At 69.1% G+C, this 14,288-nt stretch carries 10 protein-coding genes and 1 tRNA gene; 4 read left to right on the top strand and 7 right to left on the bottom strand.

Annotation, left to right across the window (positions count from 1 at the left end; all coding sequences use genetic code 11):
• Nucleotides 1-6: 6 nt before the first annotated feature.
• Nucleotides 7-1,074 carry a biotin synthase BioB gene (gene bioB, locus ACGGCP_RS12470; protein WP_392964902.1) on the bottom strand — a complete coding sequence of 356 codons (1,068 nt, stop codon included), beginning with the start codon at nucleotides 1,072-1,074 and terminating at the stop codon, nucleotides 7-9.
• A 251-nt stretch (nucleotides 1,075-1,325) separates the two neighbouring features.
• Between bioB and ACGGCP_RS12465 the strand changes: the two genes are divergently transcribed.
• A complete protein-coding gene (locus tag ACGGCP_RS12465) occupies nucleotides 1,326-2,228 on the top strand; it encodes an NlpC/P60 family protein (protein ID WP_392964900.1) in 903 nt (300 codons plus the stop codon).
• A gap of 59 nt (nucleotides 2,229-2,287) precedes the next feature.
• On the opposite strand, the gene ACGGCP_RS12460 is transcribed toward ACGGCP_RS12465, so the two are convergent.
• The gene (locus tag ACGGCP_RS12460; protein ID WP_392964897.1) at nucleotides 2,288-3,361 is read right to left on the bottom strand and encodes a TerC/Alx family metal homeostasis membrane protein; all 1,074 of its coding nucleotides are present in this window, start codon (nucleotides 3,359-3,361) and stop codon (nucleotides 2,288-2,290) included.
• A gap of 268 nt (nucleotides 3,362-3,629) precedes the next feature.
• On the opposite strand from ACGGCP_RS12460, the gene ACGGCP_RS12455 reads away from it, so the two are divergent.
• Nucleotides 3,630-3,920 (top strand): antibiotic biosynthesis monooxygenase family protein, encoded by a 291-nt coding sequence (locus tag ACGGCP_RS12455; RefSeq protein ID WP_392964894.1) that lies wholly within the window; start codon nucleotides 3,630-3,632, stop codon nucleotides 3,918-3,920.
• A 151-nt stretch (nucleotides 3,921-4,071) separates the two neighbouring features.
• Here ACGGCP_RS12455 and uvrB read toward each other — a convergent pair whose 3' ends face one another.
• Entirely contained in the window at nucleotides 4,072-6,129 is a 2,058-nt protein-coding gene (uvrB, locus tag ACGGCP_RS12450; protein ID WP_392964892.1) for an excinuclease ABC subunit UvrB, read from the bottom strand.
• 126 nt (nucleotides 6,130-6,255) lie between these two features.
• Here uvrB and ACGGCP_RS12445 point away from each other — a divergent pair, with 126 nt between their 5' ends.
• Nucleotides 6,256-7,608 (top strand): hypothetical protein, encoded by a 1,353-nt coding sequence (locus ACGGCP_RS12445; protein ID WP_392964889.1) that lies wholly within the window; start codon nucleotides 6,256-6,258, stop codon nucleotides 7,606-7,608.
• Nucleotides 7,609-7,669: 61 nt separating this feature from the next.
• On the opposite strand, the gene coaE is transcribed toward ACGGCP_RS12445, so the two are convergent.
• The 4 genes from coaE to ACGGCP_RS12425 form a co-directional block, all read right to left on the bottom strand.
• On the bottom strand, nucleotides 7,670-8,860 hold the full coding sequence (gene coaE / locus ACGGCP_RS12440) for a dephospho-CoA kinase (RefSeq protein WP_392964886.1): 1,191 nt from the start codon (nucleotides 8,858-8,860) through the stop codon (nucleotides 7,670-7,672).
• A 72-nt stretch (nucleotides 8,861-8,932) separates the two neighbouring features.
• Nucleotides 8,933-10,426 carry a 30S ribosomal protein S1 gene (gene rpsA / locus ACGGCP_RS12435; RefSeq protein WP_208494375.1) on the bottom strand — a complete coding sequence of 498 codons (1,494 nt, stop codon included), beginning with the start codon at nucleotides 10,424-10,426 and terminating at the stop codon, nucleotides 8,933-8,935.
• A 211-nt stretch (nucleotides 10,427-10,637) separates the two neighbouring features.
• Nucleotides 10,638-13,346: a DNA polymerase I gene (gene polA / locus ACGGCP_RS12430; RefSeq protein WP_392964882.1), complete on the bottom strand. Its 2,709-nt coding sequence runs from the start codon at nucleotides 13,344-13,346 to the stop codon at nucleotides 10,638-10,640.
• A 117-nt stretch (nucleotides 13,347-13,463) separates the two neighbouring features.
• Nucleotides 13,464-14,081: an ANTAR domain-containing response regulator gene (locus ACGGCP_RS12425; RefSeq protein ID WP_091038394.1), complete on the bottom strand. Its 618-nt coding sequence runs from the start codon at nucleotides 14,079-14,081 to the stop codon at nucleotides 13,464-13,466.
• Between the two features lie 138 nt (nucleotides 14,082-14,219).
• On the opposite strand from ACGGCP_RS12425, the gene ACGGCP_RS12420 reads away from it, so the two are divergent.
• Nucleotides 14,220-14,286 (top strand) — tRNA-Leu (locus tag ACGGCP_RS12420).
• Nucleotides 14,287-14,288 lie beyond the last annotated feature (2 nt).

Raw genomic sequence — 14,288 nt, 5'->3', positions numbered from 1 at the left:
GGCGTCCTACGCGTTCGGCGCCACGTCCGTGCCCGCGCCGCGCTTGCGCGGCTTGACCGCTTCGCGGACCGCTTCCGGAGCACTCTCGAGTCCGAGCGGGACGAGCCCGGCGTCGGCGATGAGCGCGAGGTCGTCCTTCGCGGCCTGGCCCTCGCTCGTCAGGTAGTCCCCCAGGAAGATCGAGTTCACGACCTGGAGCGCCACGCCCTGCATGTGCCGCAGGTGCACCTCGCGCCCGGCCGCGAGCCGCACTTCGGCGGCGGGGTTCGCCAGGCGCACCATCGCGAGGATCCGCAGGCACCGGCGCGGGTCCAGCTCCCACGTGTCCTCCAGCGGCGTCCCGTCGAACGGCAGCAGGAAGTTCACCGGGATGGAGTCCACGTCGAGGCCCCTGAGCCCCAACGCGACCGAGACCAGGTCGGCGTCCGACTCCCCCATGCCCGCGATGAGGCCCGAGCAGGGCGAGAGGCCCGCGCCGTGGGCCGTGTTCACGGTGTCGACGCGGTCGTTGAACGTGTGTGTCGAGCAGATCTCGGCGTACGTGTCCTCGGAGGTGTTCAGGTTGTGGTTGTAGGCGTCCGCGCCGAGGTCGGCCAGGCGCTCGGCCTGCCCGTCCTTGAGCAGGCCCAGGCACGCGCACACCTCGACGCCCGGCGCCGCGTTCTTCACCGCGGCGATCGTCTTGCCCACCCGCTCGACGTCCATATCGGTCGGACCGCGCCCGCTCGCGACCAGGCACACCCGCGATGCGCCGCCCGCGACGCCCGCGGCGGCCTGCTCGGCCGCCTGCTCCGGGCTCAGCCACTTGTAGACCAGCACGTCGGCCTTCGAACCCAGCCGCTGCGAGCAGTAGCCGCAGTCCTCAGGGCACAGCCCGCTCTTGAGGTTCACCAGGTAGTTCAGCTTCACGGTGTTCCCGAAGTGGCGGAAGCGGAGTCGCGCCGCGGCGGCGACCACGTCCATGAGCTCGGCGTCCGCGCTCGCCAGCACCGCTTCGAGGTCGGCGGCGGCCGGGGCCTCCCCCGCGTCGGCGGCGGCGGACAGGCGGCTGAGGGCTTCGTGCACTGCGGTCATGGCAAAAATCTTGCCACAGGGCGGTCACAGGGATATTTCGCATGGTTCACGGCCATTGGGCGGAATAGGCCTCCGGCATCACACTCAGACCGCAGCGTCGCGATCTGGATACACTTGCTACAGTGGGTGGTCGGTGCTGCGACGAACGCGGCGGGCTGGTGGAGGTCCCCCCTGCTCGCGTTTCATACGACGAAACCGCTCAAGCCATCCGGAGAGAACCAACCGTGCCGATCGCACCTGGACAACCGGCGTTGATCAACGTCGCAGTCGCGACCCTCTGGGCCCAGCCCTCGGCCCCCGGACCGGAGGACCGGCTCGCGCTCGGCGTGCCGTCCGCCATCCGCGAATGGGTCGCCCGGCTCACCAACGACATCCGCGCCAACGGCCTCAAAGGACGCGTGCGCACGCAGTGCCTCCTCGGCACCCGCGTCGAGGTGCTCCAGATCGCCGACGGCTGGGCCGAGGTCTCCTGCGCGCAGCAGCACACCTCCGGCTGGGTCCCGCTCGACCAGCTCGTGCACCCCGCCGAGGGCGACACGGACGGCGTCGAGCACTTCGTGAGCGCCACCGCGACGGCCGTGCGCGACGAGCCGGGCGGCGACGTCGCCATCCCCGGCGTCACGCTCGGCACGCGCCTGCGGGTCGTCGGCGCCGCCTACCGCGGCTGGGTCCCCGTGGGCCTGCCCGGGCCGCGGCAGCCCGGCTGGGTGCCCCAGCGCGACCTCGCCAGCGAGCCGGTCAGCGAAGCGCCCGCCACCGGCCTCATCGCGGCCGGGCTCGACGCGGTCAAGCTCGCCCAGCAGCTCCTGGAGATCCCGTACCTGCACGGCGGCGTCAGCGCCTACGGCATCGACGCGCCCGGCCTGATCTGGGTGGTCTACCGCCAGCTGGGCATCGACGTGCCGCGCTTCAACGACGCGCTCATCGAGTCCGGCGAGGCCGTCGAGTTCGAGGACCTGCACCCGGGCGACCTTGTATTCATCGAGCACGGAGGCGACCCGAAGACCCCGGCGATCATGGCCGAGCGCAGTCAGTCGGACCTGCCCGAGGTCATCTTCTCGTCCTCGGTCTACGGCAAGGTCGTCATCGAATCGCTCAAGGACTCCGAGCTGTCCGGCATCACCGCGTGCCGCCGCCTGCCCGTGCGGCCTTAAGACAAAAGGAACGGCCCGCCTCCCCGTGATGGGGAGGCGGGCCGTTCCGCTTGCTGGGCTTACTTCTCGGCCACGGCCACGGCGGGGGCCCCGCCGCCGGTCGCGTCCATCTCCGCCTCGGACTCCGCGAAGAGCTCCTTGAAGGACTTGCCCTGGCGGCGCAGGATGATCCAGTTGGCGAGCACGACCGCGGCGAGCACGCCGGCGATGACGCCGAGCGAGAGCGTGGTCGGGATGTGCGGCATCCACTCGATGTGGTGGCCGCCGTTGATGAACGGCAGCTGGTTCTCGGCCAGGCCGTTCATGACGAGCTTGACGCCGATCCAGCCGAGGATCGCGGCCAGGCCCAGGTGCAGGTACTTCAGCGACTTGAGCATCGCGGCCAGCAGGAAGTACAGCTGGCGCAGGCCCATGAGCGCGAAGATCGTGGCCGTGAAGACCAGGTACGGCTCCTGGGTGAGGCCGAAGATCGCCGGGATCGAGTCGAGCGCGAACAGGATGTCCGTCGAGCCGATCGCGATCATGGCCAGCAGCAGCGGGGTCACGAACTTGACGCCGTCGATGCGGGCGAACAGCTTGCTGCCGTGGTAGTCGGCGCTGACGCGCAGCTTCGACTCGGCGAACTTCATGAAGCGGGACTTCTCGTAGTGCTCGGGGCCCTCTTCGTCGTTCTCGTGGGCGTTCTCGCGGAGCTGCCCGATCGCGGTCCAGATGAGGATCGCGCCGAAGATGAGGAAGACCCAGCTGAACTTGGCGATGAGCACCGAGCCGACGGCGATGAAGCCGCCGCGCAGGACGATCGAGAGCACGATGCCGACGAGCAGCACGCGCGACTGGAGGACCGCGGGGACGCGGAAGCCCTGGATGATGAGCAGGAAGACGAACAGGTTGTCGACCGAGAGCGCGAGCTCGGTCAGGTATCCGGCGTAGAACTGGCCGCCGTAGGTCGCACCTTGGGTGACGAACATGATGGCGCCGAAGACCAGCGCCGCACCGATGTAAACGCCCGCCCAGGTGGCGGATTCCTTTGTCGAGAGTTTGTGGGGGTTGCGGATGGCCATCGCCAGGTCGAGCACGACCACGGACGCCAGCACCACCATCGTGAGAGCCCAGGCCCACGCGGGGAGGTCCAATGTGTTGCCTTCCTTGCCTTTGGAGGGTCACATGGTCTCTCCCGATCCTCGCGGACCAGCGCCACCGGGGACCGATCGCGGTCCCGTGCATTGACGACGACGCTAACAGCGCTGGGCGCTGCGGGATACTCCCCACATACCTGATTCTGAACAGACGGGACCATTCTGCCTGCCGAAAGCCGACTTGTCACCAGTCAGATTTGTGACTTCACTCTCGACACTACAGCGGGTGGTGCCGCTGTGGCGGGAGCTGTGGAAGGCTCCGCCTATGGTTCTCGAAGTCGCTGAAATCAAGATCACCCCGGGGCAGGAAGACGCTTTCAAGAAGGCGTACCGCGAAGCCCGTGAGTTCGTCAAGGTCTCCCCCGGCCTGCGCTCGATGCGCATGACCCAGGGCGTCGAGACGCCCCACCGCTTCGTGCTCCTCATCGAGTGGGACTCCGTCGAGGCCCACGAGACGGGCTTCCGCGAGACCGACCGCTTCCCGAAGTGGCGCGAGGCCATCGGCCCGTACTTCTCCCAGCCCCCGCTGGTCGAGCACTTCGAGGACCTCGACTGACGCCCGGGCCCCAGGGGCCGTCTGAGTGGAAATCTGGCAAGGATCGTGAGGAAGCTAGTACGTAAGCGGAGCGCAGCGGAGCAGTACTTGCGACGAGGGATCCGCAGTCCAGATTTTCTCTCAGGCGGCCCACCCGGGCCACGGCGGAGCTCTAGCTCGCCTCGTCGATCTCGCGGAGCTCGCGTTTTAGGTCGGTGATCTCGTCGCGGTAGGCCGCCGCGAGCTCGAACCTGAGTTCCCTTGCGGCCGCAAGCATCTGCTCGTTGCGCTCCTCGAGCTGCTTGAGGATCTCGGAGCGGACCTTCCCGGCACCCTGCTCGCGCTTGCCCTTCGGGAGGGTCGCCCACGGGTCGTCCTCGAGGACCTTCGCGGTCTCGGCGGCCGAGTCGTACAGGTCCTCCATGATGTCGCCGATGCGCTTGCGCAGCGGCTGCGGGTCGATCCCGTGCTCCTTGTTGTAGGCGATCTGCTTCTCGCGGCGCCGGTCGGTCTCGTCGAGCGCGGACTTCATCGAGTCGGTGAGCTTGTCCGCGTACATGATCACGGTGCCCGAGACGTTGCGGGCCGCGCGGCCGATCGTCTGGATCAGCGAGGTCCCCGAGCGCAGGAACCCCTCCTTGTCCGCGTCGAGGATCGCCACGAGCGAGACCTCCGGCAGGTCGAGGCCCTCGCGGAGGAGGTTGATGCCCACGAGCACGTCGTAGTCGCCGCGCCGCAGCTCGCCCAGCAGCTCGACCCGGCGGAGCGTCTCGACCTCGGAGTGCAGGTACCGCACCCGGATGCCGTTGTCCATGAAGTAGTCCGTGAGGTCCTCGGCCATCTTCTTGGTCAGCGTCGTGACCAGGACGCGCTCGTTCCGCTTCGCGCGCTCGTTGATCTCGTGCATGAGGTCGTCGATCTGGCCCTTGGTGGGGCGGACCTCCACGTGCGGGTCGACCAGGCCGGTGGGGCGGATGACCTGCTCCACGAACTGGCCCTTGGTCTGCTCCAGCTCCCACTTGCCGGGCGTGGCCGAGAGGTAGACGCTCTGGCCCACGCGCTCGCGGAACTCGTCGAAGCGCAGCGGCCGGTTGTCGAGCGCGCTGGGCAGCCGGAACCCGAAGTCCACGAGGTTGCGCTTGCGCGAGGCGTCGCCCTCGTGCATCGCGCCGATCTGGGGGATGGTCTGGTGCGACTCGTCGACGATGGTGACGAAGTCGGACGGGAAGTAGTCGAGCAGCGTGTGCGGCGGGGTGCCCGCCGCGCGGCCGTCGATGTGCCGCGAGTAGTTCTCGATGCCGTTGCAGGTGCCGATCTGCTTCATGTTCTCCAGGTCGAACACGGTGCGCATCCGCAGCCGCTGCGCCTCCAGGAGCTTGCCCTGGGACTCCAGCTCCGTCAGCCGCTCCTCCAGCTCGACCTCGATGTCGCGGATCGCGCGGGCCATCCGCTCGTTGCCGGTGGCGTAGTGCGAGCCGGGGAAGATGAGCACCCGGTCGACCTCGCGGATGACGTCGCCGGTGATCGGGTGCAGGTAGTAGAGCCGGTCGATCTCGTCGCCGAACATCTCGATGCGGATCGCCAGCTCCTCGTAGGCCGGGATGATCTCGATCGTGTCGCCGCGCACCCGGAAGGTGCCGCGGGTGAACGCGACGTCGTTGCGGCCGTACTGGACGTCGACGAGCCGCCGCAGCAGCTTGTCGCGGTCCCACTCCTGGCCCACGGCGACCTCGGTGGCCTGCTCCAGGTACTCGGCGGGGGTGGCGAGGCCGTAGATCGCCGAGACGGTGGCGACCACGACGACGTCGCGGCGGGTCAGCAGCGAGTAGGTGGCGCGGTGGCGCAGCCGCTCGACCTCCTCGTTGATCGAGGCGTCCTTCTCGATGTAGGTGTCGGACTGCGCGACGTAGGCCTCGGGCTGGTAGTAGTCGTAGTAGGAGACGTAGTACTCGACCGCGTTGTTCGGCAGCAGCTCGCGCAGCTCCTTCGCCAGCTGCGCGGCGAGGGTCTTGTTGTGGACCATCACCAGCGCCGGGCGCTGGAGCTGCTCGATGAGCCACGCCGACGTGGCCGACTTGCCGGTGCCGGTCGCGCCGAGCAGGACCACGTCCCGCTCGCCCCGTTCGACGCGTTCGGTCAGCTGCTTGATCGCGGTCGGCTGGTCCCCCGACGGCTCCCAGTCGGATACCACCTCGAAGCGCCCCTCGGCGCGCGGAATATCGAATGCCACGGCCCAACCGTAGCGCCGGGGTACGACACACTTCGCGATCGGCGGTGACTTTTCCCGGTCCGACTCGTTGGTCCCTGCGTGAGCTCCACTACCGCAGTTCCCTGGAAATCGGCCCTGATGTGGGTCATGGCCATCCTCGTCGCGATCGCGGTCGCCGGCTGGTTCGCCGTCTCCTGCAGTCCCGGCGGCACGAACGCCGAGCGGCCCGTGAACGAGGAGGAGGCCGCGCTGCTGGCCGGGATGCGCGAGCGCAACTTCGGCGCCGAGCCGGTCGCGCTGCGCTTCAGCGTGCCGATGGACGGCGAGACGGTCGTCGCGGACGGCTACCTCGACTGGCAGGTGCCGCTGCTGTACGCGCGCGTGCCCGACGGCGAGGGCCACCGGCTGGTCCAGGCCATCCCGGGCCTGATCGCGACGCACGCGGACGACGAGGCGGCCTTCGACGAGCTGCGCGTCCCCGAGGACGGCTGGACGACCCGGCAGATGCTCTCCGGCGCGGCCACGCCCCTGGAGACCACCGTCGACATCCTCGCGTCGTCGCTGTTCACCCTGACCAGCGCCGAAGCGGACGACCCGGCCGAACTGGCCGAGAAGGCCACCTGGCGCGAAGAGGGCGTCATCGACGGCCAGCCCGTCGACTCGTTCCGCGCGCCCATCATGGTCGAGTCGAGCCAGCGGGGCGCGGCGAGCCCCGAGGCGCTGTACTCGCTCGACGCGGCCGGGGACCTGCGCCGGTTCCAGGTGAACACCGGCGAGGCGAGCCTCTCGTCCGTGGACTTCCTGCGCGACGTCGAGTTCGACGCGAGCGGGCTGGTCGCCAACGACCTCCTGGGCGGCCCGGTGATCGCGCCCGCCCCGGTCGACGAGGACCTGGCGGAGACGATCGCCGCCGTGCGTGAGGGCAACTGGGAGGACACCGCCGAGGTGGAGCTGACCGTGCCGACCGGCGACGGCCAGGTGACCACGGGGTACGGCTCGGTCGACTGGCGCACCATGACCGCCTACCTGCACCTGACGGACGCGAGCGGCCAGCGGCTGTTCCTGGCCAGGCCCGGCGGGTACGCCACGGTCGCGGCCGAGGGCGATGAGCTGCCCGAGACGCCGCCGAGCGAGGGCTGGGAGGCGCACGCGCTGGCGGACGAGGACGCGGCCGAGCACTTCGGCGCGGTCGAGTCGCTCGTGTTCCGGCTCCTGGAGATGGCCGCTGCGGAGGCCGACGACCCGAAGACCATGCAGGAGAAGGCGTTCCTGCTGCGCACCGATGAACGGGACGGCGACCAGGTGCAGGTGGTCGAGTTCCCGGTCGCCGGGGACGCGGAGGCCGCCGCGGGCCAGTCGGCGTTCCGCTACCACCTCAGCGGCGAGGACCTGGCCGAGGTCGAGATGATGTCGTTCTACGGCGTCGCGAGCGCCGAACTGTCCGATGAGGACTTCCCGATGACGGAGATCCCCCTGGAGCTCGCCGAGCAGATCGGCTGACCCTTCGGCGATGCGACGGGCCCGGTCGAGAATGACCGGGCCCGTCTGCATCACCTCCCGATCAGCAAACCGGGGCGTGCCATCCGGTCTCGTCGGCCCAGCGGTTCGCACGGGTCCAGGCCTCGTTGTCGAACCAGGGCTCCTTGGCCGCGGTGTAGTCGCCGGCCAGCTCGAACTTCGCGGCGAGCGCGCGCTTGGCGTGGGCGTACTCGTCCCTCGCCCGCGCGTCCGAGCGGAGCCAGTCGCGGAACAGCAGCGCGAACCGCTGGCCGGGGCTCTCGATGGGCCGGAAGTGGATGTGGGCGATGTTGCCCGGGTCCGCGTACCCGTAGAAGCGCTTCTCCCACTGGGCCGGGTCCGGGAACTCGGGCTTGACCGAGTCGTGGAGGACCTTGCCGAAGTACCCGGCGTCGCCCAGGGACTCGGCGAAGGCGTCGACGATGTGCAGCGTCACCACGGTGACCTGGATGTCGATCACCTCCTTCGCGATGAGCCCGGGGACGGCGGTCGAGCCGACGTGGTCGATGCGGACGGCGCTGGGGCCCATGACGCGGCGCAGCCGCGCGGCGTGGTGCTCGAAGCGGTGCGCCCAGGACGGGTCGGTCTCGACGAGCTGGAGCTTCTCGGGCCGCGGTTCGTAGCGGCCGAGCTGCAGGTTCTCGGCGAACGGCACGATGCGGTCCTCCCACAGGAGGGTCACGCGTCGTTCGAGCTCGTGGCGGTCGCCCCCGTTCTGGAGGACCACGTCGCAGACCTCGCGGCGCTCCGCGTCGGAGGCCTGCGCGTCGATCCTGCGGAGGGCGTCGGCGCGGGGCAGGCCGCGCTGTTCGAGCCGTTCGAGCCGGAGCTCTCGCGGCGCCTCCACGTCGATGTTGAGGTGGAAGCCGGGCGCCTGGCCGGTTTCGGCCAGGAGCGGGATGTCTTGGACGACGATCGCGTCGTCGGGCATGGCGTCGGTGAGTTCTCGGGCGCGGGCGCGGACGCGCGGATGCACGATCGCCTCCAGCTCGGACCTGGCGGCCGGGCTGTCGAAGACGATCTTCGCGAGCGCGGCGCGGTCGAGCGCGCCGTCGGCGTCCAGGACTGCGGGTCCGAAACGGGAGACCACCGCGGCGAGGCCCTCGGTGTCCGGGGCGACGACTTCGCGGGAGAGGGCGTCCGCGTCGACGACGCGGGCCCCGAGATCTGACAGCTTCGCTGCGACCGTGCTCTTACCGGCTCCGATGCCACCTGTCAATGCGACTCTAAGCACAAATAAAACACTACCCGCCCCAGGCGAACGGCCTGGGACGGGCAGTGTGTATTTCAGCTAAACGGGCGACGACTAGTTGCCGGCCAGCTTCTCGCGAAGCGCGGCGAGCGCCTCGTCGGTGGCGAGGGTGCCCTGAGGCTCGGCCGGGGCCGACTTCTTCTCAGGGGCCTTGCCGCCCTTCTTGTCACCCTTCGGAGCCGCTTCGCCCTCGGCGGGCTTGGCGGGGGCCTCGGTGATGACGCGCTCGGCGATCTGCTTGCCGTGCTCTTCCCAGCGGGTGCGGGCCTCGGCGTACTGACGCTCCCACTCCTCGCGGGCCTCGTCGAAGCCTTCCATCCACTCGCCGGTCTCGGAGTCGAAACCGTCCGGGTAGATGTAGTTGCCCTGGTCGTCGTACTGCGCGGCCATGCCGTACAGCGTCGGGTCGAACTGCTCCTCGTTCTCGACGTAGGCCTCGTTGGCCTGCTTGAGCGAGAGCGAGATCCGGCGGCGGTCCAGGTCGATGTCGATGACCTTGACCATGGCGTCGGAGCCGACCTTGACGACCTGCTCGGGAACCTCCACGTGGCGCTCGGCCAGCTCGGAGATGTGCACCAGGCCCTCGATGCCGTCCTCGACGCGCACGAACGCGCCGAAGGGGACGAGCTTGGTGACCTTGCCCGGCACGATCTGGCCGATCGCGTGGGTGCGGGCGAACTGGCGCCACGGGTCTTCCTGGGTCGCCTTCAGCGACAGGGAGACGCGCTCGCGGTCCAGGTCCACCTCGAGGACCTCGACCTCGACCGGCTGACCGACCTCGACGACCTCGGACGGGTGGTCGATGTGCTTCCAGGACAGCTCGGAGACGTGCACGAGGCCGTCCACGCCGCCCAGGTCGACGAACGCGCCGAAGTTGACGATCGAGGAGACCGTGCCCTTGCGGACCTGGCCCTTGGCGAGCTGGTGCAGGAACTCAGTGCGGACCTCGGACTGGGTCTGCTCGAGCCAGGCGCGACGCGACAGGACCACGTTGTTGCGGTTCTTGTCGAGTTCGATGATCTTGGCTTCAAGCTCGCGGCCGACGTACGGCTGCAGGTCGCGCACACGACGCATCTCGACCAGGGACGCGGGCAGGAAGCCGCGCAGGCCGATGTCGAGGATGAGACCGCCCTTGACCACTTCGATGACGGAGCCGCGAACGACGCCGTCCTCTTCCTTGATCTTCTCGATGGTGCCCCAGGCGCGCTCGTACTGGGCGCGCTTCTTGGAGAGGATCAGGCGGCCTTCTTTGTCTTCCTTCTGGAGGACGAGGGCCTCGACGTGGTCGCCCACAGAGACGACGTCTTCAGGGTCGACGTCATGCTTGATCGACAGCTCGCGCGAGGGGATGACGCCCTCGGTCTTGTAGCCGATGTCGAGCAGGACTTCATCCCGGTCGACCTTGACGACGGTACCTTCGACGATATCGCCGTCATTGAAGTATTTGATGGTCGCGTCGATCGCGGCGAGGAGGTCCTCGTCGGAAAGAAACTCTTCGACCGTGCTGTTCTCAGCGTTGCTCGAGGTGGCCTCGATGCTGCTCGTCATGTGGGCTGGTGCTCCGGATACGTAAATTCGTGGGCTCGCGCCCGCGCCCTCGCTAGACGCGAATGCTCGCAGTTCGTTCCCGGGCCGCCCTTGCCGCTGGCAACGCGTCCTGCTCCCTTCTGAGGACGCGGACATGCCCAGGCCAGTCCAGGTTACCGTGCGCGATTACCGCGCGCCAGTCCGGGCCTGTACCTCGTGTCGACAGCCACGGCTAATGGGCAGCGGCTTCCCACGATTCGCCGAACCCGGCCGACACCGTGAGGGGCACCGCGAGTTCGGCGGCGTTCGACATCTGCTCGCGCACGAGCGTTTCGAGCGCCTTCGACTCACCGGGTGCGACTTCGCACACCAATTCGTCGTGGACCTGGAGCAGCACGCGCGAGGCGAGCCCGGAGGCGCGCAGTTCCCGGTCGACGCCGAGCATCGCGGTCTTCATGATGTCGGCGGCGCTGCCCTGGATCGGGGCGTTGAGCGCGGCCCGCTCGGCCATCTCGCGGCGCTGGCGGTTGTCGGAGGTGAGGTCGGGGAAGTACCGGCGCCGGCCCATGATCGTCTCGGTGTAGCCGGTCTTGCGGGCCTCCTCGACGACGCGGTGCAGGTAGTCGCGGACCTTCCCGAAGCGGTCGAAGTAGTCGTTCGAGAGCTGCTGGGCCTCCTCGGTGGAGACCGCGAGCTGCTGGCTGAGCCCGTACGTGGACAACCCGTACGCGAGCCCGTAGGACATGGCCTTGATCTTGCGGCGGTGCTCGGCGGTCACCGCGGTGGGCGCGACGGCGAAGACCTTCGCGGCGACGGCGTTGTGGATGTCCTCGCCCGCGACGAACGCGTCGATCAGCCCCTCGTCGCCGGTGAGGCTCGCCATGATCCGCATCTCGATCTGGCTGTAGTCGATGGTCATGAGCGACTCGAAGCCCTCGGAGACGACGAACCCGGCGCGGATGTTGCGCCCGGCCTCGGAGCGGACCGGGATGTTCTGGATGTTCGGGTCGGCCGAGGAGAGCCGCCCGGTCGCGGCCACGGTCTGGTGGAACGTGGTGTGGATGCGCCCGTCCGTCTGGATCGTGGCCCGCAGGGTGGCGACGATCTGCTTGAGCTTCTCCACATCGCGGAACCGCAGCAGCTGCTCCAGCAGCGGGTGCTGGTTCTTCGCGTAGAGCTGCTGCAGCGCTTCGGCATTGGTGGTGTAGCCGGTCTTGGTGCGCTTCGTCTTCGGCATCTTCAGCTCCTCGAAGAGGATCTCCTGGAGCTGCTTCGGGGAGCCGACGTTGAACGGGCGGCCCACGATCTCGTGGGCGCGGTCCGTGGCCTCCTTCGACTGCATCGCGAACCCGGCCTCGATGTCGGCGAAGTGGCCCTCGTCGGCGGCGATGCCGGTGATCTCCATGCGCGCCAGGACGCCCGCGAGCGGGTACTCCATCTGCTCGGCGAGCTTCGCCTGGTGGCGGTCGGCCAGGCGCGCGGTCTGCTCGACCGCGAGGTCGGCGATCACCGCTGCGGCGGCGCAGTCGGCTTCGAGCTTCGCGGTCGAGTCGTTCATGGCGGCGTCGAGGCCCACGAGGGCGCCGTCGTCGGCGGGCGTCTCCGGGGTCTCCAGCTCGCGGCCGAGGAACTGCATCGCGAGGTCGCCGAGCGCGTACGAGCGCTGCTCGGGCTTGAGGAGGTACGCGGCGAGCACCGTGTCGGCCTTCAGCCCCGCGACCTCGGGCCAGCCCGCCGCGTCCGCGCCCCACAGGAACGACTTCGCGTCGTGCACGACCTTGGCCTTCGCCGGGTCGGCGAGCCACGCAGCCCAGGCCGACTCGTCCTCGGCGTCGAGCTGCGACGGCTCGAACCAGAGCGCCTGGCCCCCTTCGGCCAGCGCGATCGACTCGAACGAGCCCGCGCCGGACGCGAAGGTCCCGGAGTAGGCGATCGCCACCTCCGCTTCGCGTTCGCCGAGCCAGGCGGCGAGCCCGCCGGGGACGAGCGCGGCGGCCTCGGTGTTGCTCACCTCGACGGCGGGGACGGCGGCCACGGCGCCGACGGCCTTCGCGGCGAGGTTGGCGTTGAGGCGTTCGCCGAGGGCGCGGAACTGGAGGGCGTCGAACAGGCGGTTGGTGTCGGCGACGTTCCAGCCGTGCCATTCGAGGTCTTCGACCCCGGTGTGGAGGTCGATGTCGAGGTCGCAGACGAGGCAGTTCAGGCGGTAGTTGCGCAGGACGTCGTCGAGGTGGTCGCGCAGGCTCTGGCCGGCTTTGCCGGTGATCTCGTCGGCCTTGGCGACGAGGCCGTCGAGGGAGCCGTACTTGACGATCCACTTCGCGGCGGTCTTGGGGCCGACGCCGGGGACGCCGGGGAGGTTGTCCGCCTTCTCCCCCACGAGCGCGGCGAGATCGCGGTAGCGGTCGGGGGTCACGCCGTACTTCGCCTCGACGGCTTCGGGGGTGTAGCGGGCGAGCTCGGTGACGCCCTTGATCGGGTAGAGCAGCGTCGTGGCGTCGTTGACGAGCTGGATGGCGTCGCGGTCGCCGGAGGAGATGAGGGTGGCGAACCCGGCCGCCTCGCCCTGGGTGGCGAGGGTGGCGATGATGTCGTCGGCCTCGAAGTTCTGCTTGGTGAGCCACTTGATGCCGAAGGCGTCCAGGAGCTCCTGGATGATCGGGATCTGGCCCTTGAACTCCTCGGGGGTCTCGCCGCGGCCGTCCTTGTACCCGGCGTACTCCTCGGTGCGGAAGGACTTGCGGGAGACGTCGAAGGCGACCGCGACGTGGGTGGGCTCCTCGGCCTTGAGCAGGTTGATGAGCATCGAGGCGAACCCGTAGACGGCGTTGGTGACTTGGCCGTCGTCGGTGGCGAACTTCTCGGCGGGCAGCGCGAAGAAGGCGCGGAAGGCCATCGAATGGCCGTCGATCAGGAGCAGGCGCGATTGCGAAGCGGTCACGTCCCCGAGCCTAGCGAGTGGGTCCGACAAGTCCGGCACAAGCCGGTGACGGCGTGGCCCGGGCAAGAGGAAAGGCCCGCGTCAGGTGACGCGGGCCTTGTGGAACCTGTGGGAGGCCTACTCGGCTTCCTGGGCTTCCTTCTGCTCGGCTTCGGCGATGACGCGCTCGGCGACGGCGCGCATCGAGAGGCGGTGGTCCATCGCGGCGCGCTGGATCCAGCGGAACGCGTCGGGCTCGGGCATGCCGTACTGGGTCATGAGGAGGCCCTTGGCGCGGTCGACGAGCTTGCGGACCTCGAGGCGCTCGGTGAGGTTCGCGACCTCCTTCTCGAGGGCGGTCATCTCGGCGAAGCGGGTGAGGGAGAGCTCGATCGCGGGGACCAGGTCCGACTTCTGGAAGGGCTTCACGAGGTAGGCCATGGCGCCGGCGGACTGGGCGCGGCTGATGAGGTCGCGCTGGCTGAAGGCGGTGAGGATCACTACCGGGGCGATGCGCGCGGAGACGATCTTCTCCGCGGCCTGGAGGCCGTCCATGATCGGCATCTGGATGTCGCAGATGACCAGGTCGGGCTGGTGCTCCTGGGCGAGGCGCACGGCGGCTTCGCCGTCGGCGGCCTCGGCCACGACCTCGTAGCCCTCCTCGGTGAGCATCTCGGCCAGGTCGAGGCGAATGAGCCCCTCGTCTTCGGCGATGAGCACGCGCTTGCGCGGCTCCTCGGCGGCCTTGCTCGTCATGCGGGTCCGTACCTTTCGTGCGCTGGACGGTGTGGGGGCGTGCGTCGTTTCCGGCACACCAGGACGCTAGCTTAGCCGCCGCGTTCCGGGCCCGCACGTTCCTATGCCGAGCGTTTCGGACGATGGAACCGAAACGTGAGCGGCGCAACCCGCGCTGTACGGGTTCAAAACCCGTACAGTGTGGGTTCGAATCCCACCCGGGCTACT

It is taken from the genome of Glycomyces sp. NPDC048151 (assembly GCF_043202775.1).
GTDB lineage: Bacteria > Actinomycetota > Actinomycetes > Mycobacteriales > Micromonosporaceae > Glycomyces.
The sequence above is the reverse complement of the archived record's forward strand: the minus strand, read 5'-3'. Positions and strand labels throughout refer to the sequence as shown.